This window comes from Cellulosimicrobium protaetiae (assembly GCF_009708005.2).
GTDB lineage: Bacteria > Actinomycetota > Actinomycetes > Actinomycetales > Cellulomonadaceae > Cellulosimicrobium > Cellulosimicrobium protaetiae.
The window spans coordinates 2,945,398-2,959,993 of record NZ_CP052757.1 but is presented as its reverse complement, the minus strand read 5'-3'; the positions used below and the strand labels follow the sequence as shown (position 1 = coordinate 2,959,993).

Sequence of the window (14,596 nt, the reverse complement as noted above, 5' to 3'; positions counted from 1 at the left end):
CGTGAGCGTAGTCACACCCAGGACAGGACGGCGACCGAACGCGCGGGCAGGTCGACGGAGCGCCGGTGCACGTCCGTCGCCGGGTCCCACGCCGCGAGCAGGCGCGGCGTGCCGCCGAGCGCGAGCCGTAGCCGCCGAGGCGCGTCGCCGAGGTTCACCGCGATCGCGACGGTCCGGCGGTCGACGACGAACGCGGGACCTCCGTGCGGGGCCGCGCCCGTCAGCGGTTCCTCCCCGGAGGCGTCGTCGTCCACGCCGCCCGGCCCGTGCACACGGACGACCGAGAGGTCGCCCGAGCGCACGTCGGGACGCGACCGCAGCGCGACCAGTGCCCGGTACCAGGCGAGCAGGCGCGCGTGCTCGCCGCGGTGCCGCTCGGTCCAGTCGAGCACGCTCGCGTCGCGGGTCGCCGCGTCCTGCGGGTCGGGCACGGGCGTGCCGTCGCCCCAGCCGTGGTCGGCGAACTCCGCGGCCCGCCCGCGTCGGACCGCCTCGGCGAGATCCGGCTCGGCGTGGTCGGTGAAGAACTGCCACGGCGTGGACGCACCCCACTCCTCGCCCATGAAGAGCAGCGGTGTGAAGGGCGAGACCAGCACGAGCGCGGCGGCCGCGGCCAGGCCGCCACCGTCGAGCGTCGCCGACGTCCGGTCCCCGAACGCGCGGTTCCCGACCTGGTCGTGGTTCTGGGAGCTCACGACGAACGCGTGCCCGTCGGTCCCGGGCGGGACCGGGTGCCCCCAGGTCCGGCCACGGAAGGTGGAGAACGTGCCGTCGTGCACGAACACGCCTGTGAGCGCCTTGCGCAGCACGGCGACCGGGCCGAAGTCGACGTAGTAGCCCTGCCGCTCGCCCGTGAGGAGCGCGTGCACGGCGTGGTGGACGTCGTCGGCCCACTGGGCGCGCATGCCGCGCCCGCCCTGCTCGACCCCCGTCACCGTGGCCGGGTCGTTCGCGTCCGACTCCGCGACCAGGGTGAGCGGCCGCCCGAGCTCCTGCTCGACGCGGTCGACCCGCCGCGCGAGCTCGGCCAGCAGGTGGGTGGGGGAGTCGTCGACGAGCGCGTGCACCGCGTCGAGCCGCAGCGCGTCGACGTGGAACTCGACGAACCACCGCTCGGCGTTGTCGATCACCCACTCGCGCACCTCGCGGCTGCCCGGGCGGTCGAGGTTGACCGCGGACCCCCACGGGGTGGTGTGGGCGTCGGTGAAGTACGGGCCGAACTCCGGCAGGTAGTTCCCCGACGGCCCGAGGTGGTTGTAGACGACGTCGAGCACGACGGCGAGCCCGCGCGCGTGCGCGGCGTCGACGAACCGTTGCAGGGCGCGGGGACCGCCGTACGGCTCGTGCACGGCGTACAGGTGCACGCCGTCGTAGCCCCAGCCCCGCTCGCCGCCGAACGCCGCGACGGGCAGCAGCTCGACCGCGCCGACGCCCAGGTCGACCAGGTGGTCGAGCCGGTCGATCGCGGCGTCGAGCGTGCCCTGCGGGGTGAACGTGCCCACGTGCAGCTCGTAGAGGACCTCGCCCCGCACGTCGCGGCCCGCCCACGTGTCGTCGGTCCACGCGAACGCCGCGTCGAACGTGCGGCTCGGCCCGTGCACCCCGTACGGCTGCCACGGGCTGCGCGGGTCCGGGCGACCCGGCCCGCCGTCGACGGCGTACCCGTAGTCCGTGCCCCACGGGAGCTCGTGGTCGTAGCCCCACCAGCCAGGCACGTGCGCGCCCACGAGGCGCAGCGGTCGCCGCGCCGCGCCCTCGAACGACCCGGAGCCGGGCTCGGGCAGCAGCAGCTCCACGCTGCGGGCCGTCGGCGCCCACACGATCGGGCGGGGCCCGGGCACGGAGAGGAGCGGCGTGGCCCGCGGGGCCGGCACGCGAGGTGCCGGGGGCGGCGTCGTCACGAGTCCCCTCCGGCCGCGAGGACGCGTGACGCCGTGCCCGCGTCGACGAGGAGCGCCACGGGCAGGTCGGTGAGGAGCTCCGCGACCGGCACGACACCCGCCCGGTGCTCGCGCCCGGTGAGGACGTCGATCCACAGGCCCGCCCCGTCGGGGAGGGCGACGACGTGGTCCCGCCACCCGCCGAGCCTCTCGACCGTCCCGGCGAGGCGCGTCGCGACGGTCACGACGCGCGCGACGGGCGCGCCCGGCACGGCGTCCGCGCCCGTCCCGCCGCGCACCCCGGGGGCGCCGCCGCCCGGCGTCGTGCGCGCGAACGCGAGCGCGCACGGCGTCGACGACGCCACGGGCGCGTACCCGGCACCCTCGCCCACGAAGGCGTCGGCGAGGGCGCGGCGCAGCCGCAGCGCGCGCGCCGTGACGAGCAGCTTCTCGTCCGCGAGCGTGCGCGCCGGGGCGCCGCCGTCGAGCCGCGCGAGCCGCTCCGTGAGCGCCTCGACGTCCACCGGGCGTCGGTTGTCGGGGTCCACGAGGGTGGGGGAGTAGGACTCGGTGCCCTGGTAGACGTCGGCGACGCCCGGCGCCGTGAGCCGGACGAGCGTGATCCCGAGGCTCGCGGCGCGCAGCTCCTCGCGGTGCTCCCGGGACCACCGCGCGAACGCGCCGGTCACGGCCGGGTCGGCGAGCGCGCGCCGCGCGAGGTCGGCGACGGCCTCCTCGTAGGCCTCGTCCGGGCTCGTCCAGGACGTCGCGACCTTCGCCTCGCGCAGCGCCTTGTGCAGGTACTCCACGAGGCGGTCGGGCGCGATCGCCGCACCGGACGGGGTGTCCGACGAGCCGTCGGCCGGGTCGGCCCTGGCCTCCGCGTCGGGCAGCCAGGTCCCCGCGACGGTCTGCCACAACAGGTTCTCGGCGAGGCCGTCCACGAGCACCCCGCGGTACGGGGCCGTCGCGGCGCGGACCTCGTCGACGAGGCGCGACCAGCCCGTCGCGTCCTCGGAGAGCACCCCGAGCGCCGCGCGCGTGTCCTCGCCGCGCTTGGTGTCGTGCGTCGAGCCGGCCGTGAGGGCGTGCGGGGTGAGGGCCGCGAACCGCTGCGCGAACCCGTGCCAGTCGTGCACGCCGAGGCTGAACCGGTCCGGTTCGCCCCCGACCTCGCACAGGCCCACGAGCTCGGTCCACCGGTAGAACGCGGTGTCCTCCACGCCCTTGGCCGTCACCGCCCCGCACACCTGCTGGAAGCGCACCACGAGCTCGTCGCGGCGCGCCTCACGCCGACGTCCCGCGCTGCCGACCTCCCGTCCCAGCACGAGGTCGACCACGACCTCGAGCGTCTCCGCGCGCTGCGGGTCGAGGTGCGTCCGCGCGCGCCCGGCCGCCTCCTCGACCGCCCGCACCGCCTCGTGGCGCGGCGGCGTGCCCGGGACGACGTACGCCCGGTACCGGTCGAACGCGACGAGGAGCTCGCGCAGGCACTGGTGCAGACCGCGCCAGGTGTGGTCGCGCAGGCGCGGGTCGTCGTGGCAGACGGCGGCCGCCAGGTCGGTCAGGCGGTGCACCTCCGCGTAGAGCGGCCCGGCGACGACCTCGCGCTTCGCCTCCTCGACGAGCGCGCCCAGCCCGCCCGGCACGGCGCCCGTGAGGCGAGTCATCACCGCGTCCAGACCCGCCCGACCGCCCGGGTCCACGAAGAGCTGCTGGAGCCGCCACGCGACGTCGTACCCCGTGGTCCCGACCGTCGCCCAGTCCGGCGGCACCTGCTCCTCGCCCGCGAGGATCTTCTCCACGACGACCCACGCGCCGTCCGTGCGGTCCGCGAGCCGCTGCAGGTACTGCGCCGGGTCCGCGAGGCCGTCCGGGTGGTCGATGCGCAGCCCGTCGACCGTACCGTCGGCGACGAGGCCGAGCACGAGCGCGTGCGTCGCGTCGAACACCTCCTCGTCCTCGACCCGGACGGCGACGAGCGAGCCGACGTCGAAGAAGCGCCGGTAGTTGAGCTCCTCGTCGCCCACTCGCCAGTACGCGAGGCGGTAGTGCTGGCGCTCCACCAGCTCGGTGAGCGGCAGGTCCTCCGTGCCCGCCCGCACGGGAAAGACGTGGTCGTAGTACCGGAGCACGCGCCGGGGCTCCGGCGACCCGGGGATCGCGACCTCGTCGACCGTGATCTCACCCGCCGCGAGCACGTCGCCCAGGCGCGCGCCGAGCACCGGCATGAGCACCGCGCCCTCGCCCGCGGACCAGTCGACGTCGAACCACCGGGCGTAGGGCGAGTCGGGGCCCTCCTCGAGCACGGACCACAGCGCGCGGTTGTGCCACGCAGGGGTCGGGACCGCCATGTGGTTCGGCACGACGTCGAGCACGATGCCCAGGCCCGCCGCGCGGGCGCTCGCGGCCAGGCGATCGAGCCCTTCGCGGCCGCCGAGCTCGTCGCTGACGCGAGAGTGGTCGACGACGTCGTACCCGTGCGTCGAGCCGGGCGCGGCCTGGAGCACGGGGGAGAGGTAGAGGTGCGTGACCCCGAGCGACGCGAGGTAGGGCACCTGGCGCGCGGCGTCGTCGAAGGTGAGGTCGGGGCCGAGCTGGAGCCGGTACGTGGAGACCGGGACGCGGCGCGCCGGGGTGGGCGCGCCGGTCGTGCCGGGGTCGGGCGCGGTGGCCGTCATCGCAGCGGCGGCCGGGTCAGGACGATGACGCTGCGGCCCGTCACGGGGACCGTGTCGCCCGGTCGCAGCGTGTCGCCGACGTCCACCGTGCCGTCCGTGTCCAGCACGACGTCCCACTCCTCGCCGTACGCCGGGGGCGGCACGGTGAACTCGAGCGCGTCGGAGTGGGCGTTGAGCAGCAGGAGGAACGAGTCGTCGACGATCGGCTCGCCGCGCCGGTCCTGCTCGGGGATCGCGTCGCCGTTGAGGAACACCATGACGGTGCGCGCGTACGCGTGGTCCCAGTCCTGCTGGTCCATGCGCGACCCGGTGATGTCGAGCCACTCGATGTCGGGCAGCTCGTCGTCGGCCGTCCCGGAGCCGCCTCGGCCCAGGAAGAAGCGGCGCCGGTGCAGCACCGGGTGGTCGCGGCGCAGCCAGACGACGCGCCGGGCGAAGTCGAGGAGAGCGGCCCGCTCGTCGTCGAGGCCCTCCTCGCCGCCCCAGTCCATCCAGGTGATCTCGTTGTCCTGGCAGTAGCCGTTGTTGTTGCCGCCCTGCGTGCGCGCGATCTCGTCACCGTGCGCGAGCATGGGCACGCCCTGGGAGAGCAGCAGCGTGGCGAGGAAGTTGCGGCGCTGGCGCGCGCGGAGCGCCCGCACCTCGGGGTCGTCCGTCGGCCCCTCGACCCCGCAGTTCCAGGACCGGTTGTGGCTCTCGCCGTCGTTGTTGCCCTCGCCGTTGGCGTCGTTGTGCTTCTCGTCGTAGGACACGAGGTCGTTCAGCGTGAAGCCGTCGTGCGCCGTGACGAAGTTGATCGACGCGATGGGCTTGCGGCCGCTGTGCTCGTAGAGGTCGGAGGAGCCCGTGAGCCGGCTCGCGAGCTCGGGCAGGGTCGAGGGCTCGCCGCGCCAGAAGTCGCGCACGGTGTCCCGGTACTGCCCGTTCCACTCGGTCCACAGCGGCGGGAATCCGCCCACCTGGTAGCCGCCGTCGCCGAGGTCCCACGGCTCGGCGATGAGCTTGACCTGGGAGATCACCGGGTCCTGCTGCACGATGTCGAAGAACGCCGAGAGGCGGTCGACCTCGTGGAACTGCCGGGCCAGGGTCGCCGCGAGGTCGAAGCGGAACCCGTCCACGTGCATCTCGGTCACCCAGTACCGCAGCGAGTCCATGATGAGCTGGAGCACGTGCGGCGAGCGCATGAGCAGCGAGTTGCCCGTGCCCGTCGTGTCGAAGTAGTGGGCCTCGTCGCCGTCGACGAGCCGGTAGTACGCCTTGTTGTCGATGCCGCGGAAGCTCAGCGTCGGGCCGAGGTGGTTGCCCTCCGCGGTGTGGTTGTAGACGACGTCGAGGATGACCTCGATGCCGGCCTCGTGCAACGCCTTCACCATGGTCTTGAACTCCATGACCTGCTGCCCGCGCGTGCCGTACGCGGCGTAGCCGTTGTGGGGCGCGAAGAAGCCGATGGTGTTGTAGCCCCAGTAGTTCGACAGACCCTTCTCGACGAGCGTGGGGTCGTTGACGAACTGGTGCACCGGCATGAGCTCGACGGCCGTGACGCCGAGGGTCACGAGGTGCTCGATCACCGCCGGGTGCGCCATGCCGGCGTACGTGCCGCGCAGCTCGTCGGGCACGTCGGGGTGGAGCATCGTCATGCCCTTGACGTGCGCCTCGTAGATCACGCTGTCGTGGTAGTCCCGGTTCGGCGGGCGGTCGTGGCCCCAGTCGAAGTACGGGTTGATGACGACCGCGACCATCGTGTGGCCGGCGGAGTCGTCGTCGTTGAGCGGGGGAGCGGTCGCGGGCGCGTCCTCGGCGACCTCGCCCTCGGTGGCCTCGTCCGACGGCGCCGCGTCGCCGCCGTCGGCGAAACGGTAGGAGAAGAGCGACTCGTCGCCGTCCACGCGACCCTCGATCGCCTTCGCGTAGGGGTCGAGGAGCAGCTTCGCCGGGTTGCAGCGGTGGCCGTTCGCCGGGTCGTACGGGCCGTGCACCCGGTAGCCGTAGCGCGTGCCGGGACCCTTCCCGGGCAGGTAGACGTGCCAGACGTGCGCGTCCACCTCCTCGAGGTCGACGCGCGTCTCGGTGCCGTCGTCGCCGAGGAGACAGAGCTCGACGCGCTCCGCGACCTCGGAGAACAGGGCGAAGTTCGTCCCCGTCCCGTCGTAGGTGGCCCCGAGCGGGTAGGGGTGGCCTGGCCAGGTCTGCATGCCCCTGAGGATTCCACGCACCCCGGGTCGCTGTCGTCGCAGACGGCTCCGCGTCACGGGTGATGACGGACACTCGCCATAAATAGTGTGCCAAGCACGACCGGCTGGCCCTCGCCGCTGCGAGGCCGTCTCGCCACGACCGGCCTCGACGACACCTTCACGACGACTCAGGGCGGACGATGGTGCGTCGAGCCGTCGGACCTGGTAGACCCGTCCCATGAGCACCCACGCACACCACCGTGACGACCTCAACGAGTCCGACGTCGCGTCCGCGCGGCTCTCCCCGCGCCGCGAGGACGAGGGGGAGGGGGCCGGCGACGTGCTCACCGGCGGCGACGCGACCAAGGCGCCGCAGTCGCTCTCCGAGAGCGAGCGCCGACCGATCGACGGCGCCTCGTCGGGAACGTCCTGGGACGACCCGGACGAGCTGTAGTCGTCAGTCGACGCGCGGGAGACGGTCCGCGTCGACCTCGATGAGGCGGGGCATCCCCGCCGGGGCGACCGTGCTCAGCGCGAGGTAGCGCGCCTCGGCGCGGTGGAGGCGGATGTGCTCGTCGACGGTCCAGTCGGGCCCGTTCGTGAGCGACATGCCGCACGAGCAGTCGATGGTCACGCGCCCCGCCGGGTCCTCCCGGACCTGCCCGATCGTCACGTGCGCGGAGCGGGCGCCCGCCTTGGCACGGCGCATGCTCGCGCTGACGGGCTCGGGGCGCGCGGCCTGCGCGGGCGGGGTCGAGTCGGGTACGGCGCTCACGGGCCACGAGCCTAGACGCCGACGGCGCGGTTCGGCACGCGCGTCGCCCGGAGCCCGCGGGCTCCGGAGGTGGAGTCAGTGGGTGTGGGCGATCCCCAGGGCGTGCGCACGCTCGTGCTCGCGCTCCGCGGCCTCGCGCGCGGCGATCCGTGCTCGGACCTCCTCGCGGCGCAGCGGCGGGATCGTGCTCGGCGGGTTGCGACGCTCCGGCAGCTCGCCGAGCAGGCGCGCGACGATCGCCGTCACCTCGTCGACGGCCCGCTCGAACGGCTCCTGGGTCGCGGCGCTCGTGCGCTGGATCCCCGTCACCTTGCGGACGAACTGGCGTGCGGCCGCCTCGATCTCCTCGTCGGTCGCGGGGGGCTCGAGGCCCCGCAGGGTCGTGATGTTCCGGCACATGAACTCGACGCTACGTGCGTGTGAGGATCGCCACAAGGCCGGCGCGGCGTCTCAGGCCAGGCGGGCGGTGACGGCGAGCGTCTCGCCCACCTCGACGCGCACGTCCGCGAGGCGCACGCCCGGGGGCAGGTCGGACGCGAGGTCGACACGGTGGCCCTCGGCCTTCGCCAGCTCGCCGCGCGCCGCCAGGAGCAGGGCGGCGACGACGGGGTTGCGGCTCGACAGCTCGAGGTCCCGGACGGTCAGCACCATGTGCGCGTCCACTTCGGCGGTACCGGCCGCGCGCACGCTCGCGGAGAGGATCCCCTTGCGCACCCGGGCGAACCCGCGGAGCGAGACGCTGCGAGGACCGGCCGACGCGAGCTCGACGTCGAGCGACGCGAGGGTGAGGCCGATGCTCTCGAGCTCGGTCGCCACGAGGCGCCGAGCGGTCGCGACGAGCGCGTCGCGCGGCGCGGCGACGCGCACGTGACCGCTGACGGGCGCCGCGTCGTCGGGCTCGACCGGTTCGACCCCGAGCGCGCCGGCGGTGTCCTCGACCCAGCGGAACCGCAGGCCCGCGACCTCGGCGTCGACGTCCACGGGGACGTCCTCGACCAGGAGCGGGTGCGCGTCGAGGCGCAGTCTGCGCAGCTCCGCGTCCTCGCGCGAGCGCACGTCCTCGACGTCCCGGGTCGCGGGGTCGGTCGCGTCGGCGGCTCCACCGTGCCCTGCCTCGTGCTGCGCGCTGCCGACACGCACGTGCACCCCGGTCAGGTCCACGTCGAGCCGCGCGACGTCCGGGCCGTCGAGGTCGGCGTCGAGGCGCACCCGCTCGGAGCCCTCGACGGTCGGACCGAGCGCGTCGAGCAGCGCGGGGCGCAGGCGGGCGAGGAGCTCGGCGGCGGTGGCGGGACGCGGGGCGGGGCCGAGGGGCAGCACGTCGTGGGCGGGGCGCAGGTCGGGCATGGGCCGAGGGTAGTGGACGACGAAGGCCGCCCCGGGCGAACCGGGACGGCCTTCGTGCTGGTGGGCGATACTGGGATCGAACCAGTGACCTCTTCCGTGTCAGGGAAGCGCGCTACCGCTGCGCCAATCGCCCGGGGTGATGCTGCACTGCATGCGAGGTGGAGATGGGATTCGAACCCACGTATACGGCTTTGCAGGCCGCTGCCTCGCCTCTCGGCCACTCCACCTTGAGACGCGTCCTCTCTCATGCTCCTGAAGGAGCAGGCCAGAGAGTGGGCCTCCGAGCGGATGACGGGACTCGAACCCGCGACCCTCACCTTGGCAAGGTGATGCTCTACCAACTGAGCCACATCCGCGCGGCCGGTCTTCGAGGGTGAGAACCCTCCGACGATCCGGCGCGAAGCACATACTAGCCGACTTCCGGCCAGGACCGTGCATCCGGTCCGGGTGATGGTCGGCACGCGAGAGGCCGCTCCGGACGGTGCCGGGGCGGCCTCTCGCGAGTGCTCGTGGGCGATACTGGGATCGAACCAGTGACCTCTTCCGTGTCAGGGAAGCGCGCTACCGCTGCGCCAATCGCCCCAAAGGGGTGGTGCTGTTGCGAGGTGGAGATGGGATTCGAACCCACGTATACGGCTTTGCAGGCCGCTGCCTCGCCTCTCGGCCACTCCACCGCGACCTGCTCCCCACCGCCGCGAGGGCGGTCGGGGAGTGGGCCTCCGAGCGGATGACGGGACTCGAACCCGCGACCCTCACCTTGGCAAGGTGATGCTCTACCAACTGAGCCACATCCGCGCGGCCGGACCCTGGAAGGTGTCGAGGAATCGCTTCCTGCTGCCCTCCGGCGTTCCGGCGCGTCCCAGACATTAGTCCACGTTCGCGCCCGGAGTCCAACCGGCGCCGTCCCGTGCGCGTCGGGTCCGTCCCCGGCCGCGTCCGGGTCGCGCGCACGCGGTCGGTAGCGTGGTCCCGTGCCAGGACCTGGGAGAACGTCGACGGGGCCGGGGCTCGCGCGCTTCGCCGGCCGCGCCGCCACCGGTGTGCTGGAGGTCGTCGACCTGTGGCGCGAGCCGGAGCGGCTCGGCGACGGCGGCCCGTGGTTCGTCGTGGTGGACTTCGACGCCCCTGCCCGCGGCGGCCGGGCGCGCGCCTGGCGGTTCGCCGAGCGGGTCGACCCGGCAGGCCTCGCCCCGGACGACGGCGGCGGTGACGCGTGGCATGGCCCGGCGCCGTCCGACTGGGTCACGTCGATGGACCGGGCGACCTACGAGGCCGCGGTCACCCGTGTGCGTGACGAGGTCCGCGAGGGCGAGGTCTACCAGGCCAACGTCTGCCGGGTCCTGTCCGCCCCCCTCGTCCTCCCGGACGGCGGTGAGCCGGACGCCGTGGCCCTCGGCCGCCGTCTGGCCCGCGGGAACCCGGCGCCCTACGCGGGCGTCCTGCACGTCCCCGCGAGCTCCGGCGTCGACCCGGTGTGGGTCGTGAGCGCGTCCCCCGAGCTCTATCTCCGCGTCGCGGGCGGGACCGTCACCTCCGGCCCCATCAAGGGCACCGCGCCCACGCCGGACGGGCTCACCGCCAAGGACCGCGCGGAGAACGTCATGATCACCGACCTCGTGCGCAACGACCTCCAGCGGGTGTGCGACGCGGGGACCGTCGAGGTCACGGACCTGCTCGCCGTCGAGCGGCACCCCGGCCTCGTGCACCTCGTCAGCACGGTCGCCGGCCGTGTCCGCCCCGGGCTGCGCGGCACCGCTGCCCTGTGGCCGGCGCTGCTGGACGCGACGTTCCCGCCCGCGTCCGTGTCCGGCGCACCGAAGTCGTCGGCGCTGCGGATCATCGAGGCGCTCGAGCCCGTGCCGCGCGGTCCGTACTGCGGCGCGATCGGCTGGGTCGACGGGGACGAGGCGGTGCTCGCGGTGGGGATCCGGACGTTCTGGTGGGCCGACGGCGTGCTCCGGTTCGGTACCGGGGCCGGGATCACGTGGGGGAGCGACCCCGCGCGCGAGTGGGAGGAGACCGAGCTCAAGGCGCGACGGCTCGTCGGCCTCGCCTCCGGCACACTGGAGCCATGAGCCCCGCAGCCGCCACGACGCCGACGTCCGACCGCCCGTCCGACAACCTCGTGATCTGGGCCGACGGGCACCTCGTCGGCCCGGGCGAGCAGGCGCTCAGCGCCGTGGACCACGGCCTCACGGTCGGGGACGGCGTGTTCGAGACGTGCGCCGTGTTCGACGGGCAGGCGTTCGCGCTCACGCGGCACCTGCGCCGGCTCGCGCGGTCCGCGTCGGGCCTCGGGCTCGACGCGCCGGACGAGCAGCGGGTGCTCGACGGCGTCACCGCCGTGCTCGCCGAGGCCGCTGCGCGGGCACGCGCAGGAGCGGGCGGCGTCGGACGCCTGCGCATCACCGTGACCGCCGGGGTCGGCCCGCTCGGGTCCGGCCGGACGCCCGGCGCGCAGACCGTCGTCGTCGCCGCGGGGCCCGCGACCATCAGCCCGACGGGACGCGCCGTGCGCTCGCCGTGGACGCGCAACGAGCGGTCGGCCGTCGCCGGGCTCAAGACGACGTCGTACGCCGAGAACGTGGTCGCGCTCGCCGACGCCGTCGCGAAGGGCGGTGACGAGGCGCTCCTGGCGAACACCGCGGGCGAGCTGTGCGAGGGCACGGGGGCGAACGTCTTCGTCGAGCGCGGGGGCGAGCTCGTCACGCCGCTCCTGGCGTCGGGGTGCCTCGCCGGCATCACGCGCGAGCTGCTGCTCGAGTGGGCCGCGGAGGACGGGCTGCCGGTGCGCGAGGCGCACCCGGGGGAGCTCCCGTTCTCTGTGCTCGACGAGGTGACCGCGGGGGAGGCGAACCTGCTCCTCACCGGCTCGGTCCGCAACGTCCAGCCCGTGACCTGGCTCGACGGCGTGGACGTGGCAGCCGGGGAGCTGTCGCTCGCCGCGCGCGAGCTCTTCGAGCGGCGCCGTCGCGAGCGTCTCGACCCCTGATCGGGGCTGGTTTTTCGATCCGGTCCGTTTCAGGCTAGTATCGACCTCGCACTCGGGCGATTGGCGCAGTGGTAGCGCGCTTCGTTCACACCGAAGAGGTCACTGGTTCGAACCCAGTATCGCCCACCCTCTCGAAAGGCCCTCCGACCAGCGAATCGCTGAGCTCGGGGGGCCTTCTCGCTTTGCCCATGAAGGTCCGCGAACCGGCTCTGGGCACCTGCGGGGCGCGTCAGGGGAGCGTACGAGGGCGCCGGCCCGGTGGATGAGGCGGCTCCTCGCGAGATCCGTGTGCGGTCGGCGTCGAATCGGAGCCAGCGGCCGTCGTCGAAGGGTAGGGCTTCGCGCACGGCCCGGTGGTGATCGAGGATCGGGGGACGAGGTGGTTTCGGAGATGCCGACATGGCGCCGTCGTGGCAGGGTGGCGCACCCTGCGCGCGGCGATGCGGAGCGGCATCCCGAGCGACCGGGACGAGCGCAGGGCTCGCGCTCCTCGGATCCGCGACGACCTCCGAGCGTGCCGCGAGGCGTGCCTCACCGCCACCCTGCCGGACGCCGCGGACGGCCGCGCGAATCGCCACGGACCGTTGAGATTTCAACTGTAAGGCGTGTTGCGCCCCGGAGAGTCTGTCTGTAGGTTGAGCCCCGCCGGCCGAGGCTCGGCGCGGGGCCAAGCGCGCAGGGGGAGCTTGGCGTCGAGCCACGGCGGCGTGACTCAGACCCCCTCCAGCACCCGGACGGTCGCCTCCCGGCTCGTGCGGTCGCGCAGCGCGCGTCCGAGCCTCCGCAGCGCGTCGTCGTCGGCGAGCAGCCCCGACCAGTCGTCCGGCTCGGCGCTCGGCGCGTCACCGCGGCCACGTCGGGTCGCCGCGACCTGGAGCTGGTAGGCGAGGATCACCTCGCGCGGGCTGCCCGGCACGGCGACCCGCACGTGGTCCACGTCGTCCCGGCGGGAGTGGAGGGCCAGCGCGGCCAGGCCGTCGAGGATCTCGATGGTGCGGTGGTACTCGTCCACGGCGGCGCTCGACCCGCGCAGCCCGCCGTCGCCCACGGCCGTGGCGAGGAAGGCGTGGAGGTGGCCGAGGTCACGGCGGCGCTCGCGCGCGAACGCCGCCGACGACGCGAGCTGTCCCACGATGCCGACCGTCAGCAGGACGCTCGCCGCGAGCACGAGGTAGCGCGTCCGCAGGCCGAGGACGAGGTACGGCTCGGTGCTGCCCGGCTCGTGCTGCACCATCGCCACGAAGCTCACCACCGCCCACCCGACGGCGACGACCGCGCCCGCGGCCGCGACGTCCATCCCCCAGCGCAGTCGCACGGGTCGCTGCGAGCGCGTGCGGACGCACGAGACGGCGAACGTCGCCGTCGCCGCCACGAACGTCCCGTAGTAGAGCGCCCAGTAGCCCCACATGAGTGGCCGGTCCCGTACCTGCGCGTCGAGGTCGTGCGTGGTCCACGGGCCGCTCACGACCGCGATCGCGACCATCGCGGCACCGACGGCGACGGCCGCGAGCGCCACGTACCGCGTGCGCGGGGCGCGGCCGGTGGTGGCGCCGTACGCCCAGACCCCGACGAACAGGCATCCGGTGACGAGCGCGACGTGCTTGGCGACCTCGTGCGTCCCCGCGGGCGCCCAGGTCTTGAGCAGCTCGGCCGCGGCCGGGACGCGGAACGCGGACGCGAGCGCGACGAACCCCAGCCCGAGCGGCAGCGCCGCGTCGGCGCCGGTGCGGGCGCGCAGCCCCGTCCAGGCGGACGCCGTGGCGAAGAGCGCCACGGCGAGGACGCCGAAGGCGTGGCTCACCGGTACAGCTCGAGGGAGGTGAGCCGTGTGGCGGAGCTGCCGTGGGACGCGATGGAGATCATGAGCTCGCTCGCGAGGCGCTCGACGCGCAGCTCGCCGGGGTCCCGGTGACCGTCCCGGCACGCACCGACGGGCGCCGCCGTCGTGGCGCCGACGGCCTCGAGGACGTGGACGAGCTCGTGCGCGACGACGTGGTCGCGGTGCTGCCCAGGGAGCGTCTGGCGGGCGTCGACGAGGACGAGGTCACGCTCGGGGAAGGCCAGCCAGAGCCCGGACACGCCGGGTCCGAGGTCGCCCTCCACGACCTCCAGGGGGCGGCCGCGCACCGCGGCGACCAGGCGGCACGCCTCCTCGATGCTGCGGGCGCGGTCCAGTCCCGCGGCGCGCAGGAGGTCATCCACGGTCGTCGTCCGGCGTGGGCGGGGTCACGGGGGGAAGGTGCTCCAGGCGTCGCACGCGGTCCACGATCTCGATGATCGCCCGGACGTTCTCGGGGGACAGCCCCTGGGCGCGGAGCGCGAACTGCTCGACGCCCTCGTCGGCGAGCGCGGCTCGCAGGCGGGCGTCGGGGTCCTCCTCGGGGTCGACGAGGCTGCCGGTGCTGACGTGGAAGAACGCGGCGATGCCCTCGACGACGCGCAGGCTCGGCGAGGAGCGGTGGCCGCCGCGGAGCGCGCTGAGGTAGGCCTCGTTGATGGAGTACCCGCGTTCGGTCATCCACTGCGCGGCCTCGCGGTTGGTCACGGGGCGTCCGCCACGACCCCGGGCGAAGAGCTCGTTGAGCCGGCGGCGGAAGACTCGTGCGGTCCGCTCGCCGGGTGCCACGTCGTCGTCCATGGCGACGATTGTGGCAGGCCGGTGCAGGTCCCTGCGCCCCGCCCTCCCGTCGCGGGGCGCGGGTCGCGCGGGGTAGCGTTCCGAACGGGCCACGAACGGGCACGGACGTGCC

At 74.4% G+C, this 14,596-nt stretch carries 12 protein-coding genes and 7 tRNA genes; 4 read left to right on the top strand and 15 right to left on the bottom strand.

Annotation, left to right across the window (positions count from 1 at the left end; genetic code table 11):
- Positions 1-11: 11 nt before the first annotated feature.
- The 3 genes from treZ to glgX are packed head-to-tail and all read right to left on the bottom strand — an operon-like array spanning position 12 to position 6,753.
- Complete coding sequence (gene treZ, locus FIC82_RS12630; protein WP_216610056.1) at positions 12-1,841, bottom strand: malto-oligosyltrehalose trehalohydrolase; 1,830 nt, start codon at positions 1,839-1,841, stop codon at positions 12-14.
- Positions 1,842-1,897: 56 nt separating this feature from the next.
- Positions 1,898-4,561 (bottom strand): malto-oligosyltrehalose synthase, encoded by a 2,664-nt coding sequence (gene treY / locus FIC82_RS12625; protein WP_154798781.1) that lies wholly within the window; start codon positions 4,559-4,561, stop codon positions 1,898-1,900.
- Positions 4,558-6,753, bottom strand: coding sequence for a glycogen debranching protein GlgX (gene glgX, locus FIC82_RS12620; protein WP_154798780.1), 2,196 nt, complete (start codon positions 6,751-6,753; stop codon positions 4,558-4,560). The genes treY and glgX overlap by 4 nt, the downstream gene beginning before the upstream one ends.
- A gap of 217 nt (positions 6,754-6,970) precedes the next feature.
- Here glgX and FIC82_RS12615 point away from each other — a divergent pair, with 217 nt between their 5' ends.
- Positions 6,971-7,186: a hypothetical protein gene (locus FIC82_RS12615; protein ID WP_154798779.1), complete on the top strand. Its 216-nt coding sequence runs from the start codon at positions 6,971-6,973 to the stop codon at positions 7,184-7,186.
- Positions 7,187-7,189: 3 nt separating this feature from the next.
- On the opposite strand, the gene FIC82_RS12610 is transcribed toward FIC82_RS12615, so the two are convergent.
- The 9 genes from FIC82_RS12610 to FIC82_RS12570 all read right to left on the bottom strand — a co-directional run bounded on the left by FIC82_RS12610 (position 7,190) and on the right by FIC82_RS12570 (position 9,649).
- Complete coding sequence (locus FIC82_RS12610; protein ID WP_336240036.1) at positions 7,190-7,507, bottom strand: hypothetical protein; 318 nt, start codon at positions 7,505-7,507, stop codon at positions 7,190-7,192.
- Positions 7,508-7,582: 75 nt separating this feature from the next.
- Positions 7,583-7,906, bottom strand: coding sequence for a DUF2277 domain-containing protein (locus FIC82_RS12605; RefSeq protein ID WP_154798778.1), 324 nt, complete (start codon positions 7,904-7,906; stop codon positions 7,583-7,585).
- A gap of 51 nt (positions 7,907-7,957) precedes the next feature.
- Positions 7,958-8,854, bottom strand: a complete 897-nt coding sequence (locus FIC82_RS12600; protein ID WP_154798777.1) for a hypothetical protein — start codon at positions 8,852-8,854, stop codon at positions 7,958-7,960.
- Positions 8,855-8,912: 58 nt separating this feature from the next.
- A tRNA-Val gene (locus FIC82_RS12595) sits at positions 8,913-8,987 on the bottom strand.
- Between the two features lie 23 nt (positions 8,988-9,010).
- Positions 9,011-9,081, bottom strand: a tRNA-Cys gene (locus FIC82_RS12590).
- Between the two features lie 56 nt (positions 9,082-9,137).
- A tRNA-Gly gene (locus tag FIC82_RS12585) sits at positions 9,138-9,210 on the bottom strand.
- Between the two features lie 154 nt (positions 9,211-9,364).
- Positions 9,365-9,436: transfer RNA gene (locus tag FIC82_RS12580), tRNA-Val, on the bottom strand.
- Between the two features lie 21 nt (positions 9,437-9,457).
- Positions 9,458-9,528: transfer RNA gene (locus FIC82_RS12575), tRNA-Cys, on the bottom strand.
- Between the two features lie 48 nt (positions 9,529-9,576).
- A tRNA-Gly gene (locus FIC82_RS12570) sits at positions 9,577-9,649 on the bottom strand.
- Between the two features lie 176 nt (positions 9,650-9,825).
- Here FIC82_RS12570 and FIC82_RS12565 point away from each other — a divergent pair.
- The 3 genes from FIC82_RS12565 (at position 9,826) to FIC82_RS12555 (ending at position 11,972) form a co-directional block, all read left to right on the top strand.
- The gene (locus tag FIC82_RS12565) at positions 9,826-10,929 is read left to right on the top strand and encodes a chorismate-binding protein (RefSeq protein WP_168731817.1); all 1,104 of its coding nucleotides are present in this window, start codon (positions 9,826-9,828) and stop codon (positions 10,927-10,929) included.
- Positions 10,926-11,846, top strand: a complete 921-nt coding sequence (locus FIC82_RS12560) for an aminotransferase class IV (RefSeq protein WP_154798776.1) — start codon at positions 10,926-10,928, stop codon at positions 11,844-11,846. The genes FIC82_RS12565 and FIC82_RS12560 overlap by 4 nt, the downstream gene beginning before the upstream one ends.
- Before the next feature lie 54 nt (positions 11,847-11,900).
- Positions 11,901-11,972 (top strand) — tRNA-Val (locus FIC82_RS12555).
- Positions 11,973-12,558: 586 nt separating this feature from the next.
- Here the strand turns inward: FIC82_RS12555 and FIC82_RS12550 are convergent.
- The 3 genes from FIC82_RS12550 to FIC82_RS12540 are packed head-to-tail and all read right to left on the bottom strand — an operon-like array spanning position 12,559 to position 14,484.
- Entirely contained in the window at positions 12,559-13,647 is a 1,089-nt protein-coding gene (locus FIC82_RS12550; RefSeq protein ID WP_154798775.1) for a hypothetical protein, read from the bottom strand.
- Positions 13,644-14,048 carry a hypothetical protein gene (locus FIC82_RS12545; protein WP_154798774.1) on the bottom strand — a complete coding sequence of 135 codons (405 nt, stop codon included), beginning with the start codon at positions 14,046-14,048 and terminating at the stop codon, positions 13,644-13,646. Before FIC82_RS12545 ends, FIC82_RS12550 begins: the two co-directional genes overlap by 4 nt.
- Positions 14,041-14,484, bottom strand: coding sequence for an XRE family transcriptional regulator (locus FIC82_RS12540; RefSeq protein WP_154798773.1), 444 nt, complete (start codon positions 14,482-14,484; stop codon positions 14,041-14,043). The genes FIC82_RS12545 and FIC82_RS12540 overlap by 8 nt, the downstream gene beginning before the upstream one ends.
- Positions 14,485-14,596: the final 112 nt, after the last annotated feature.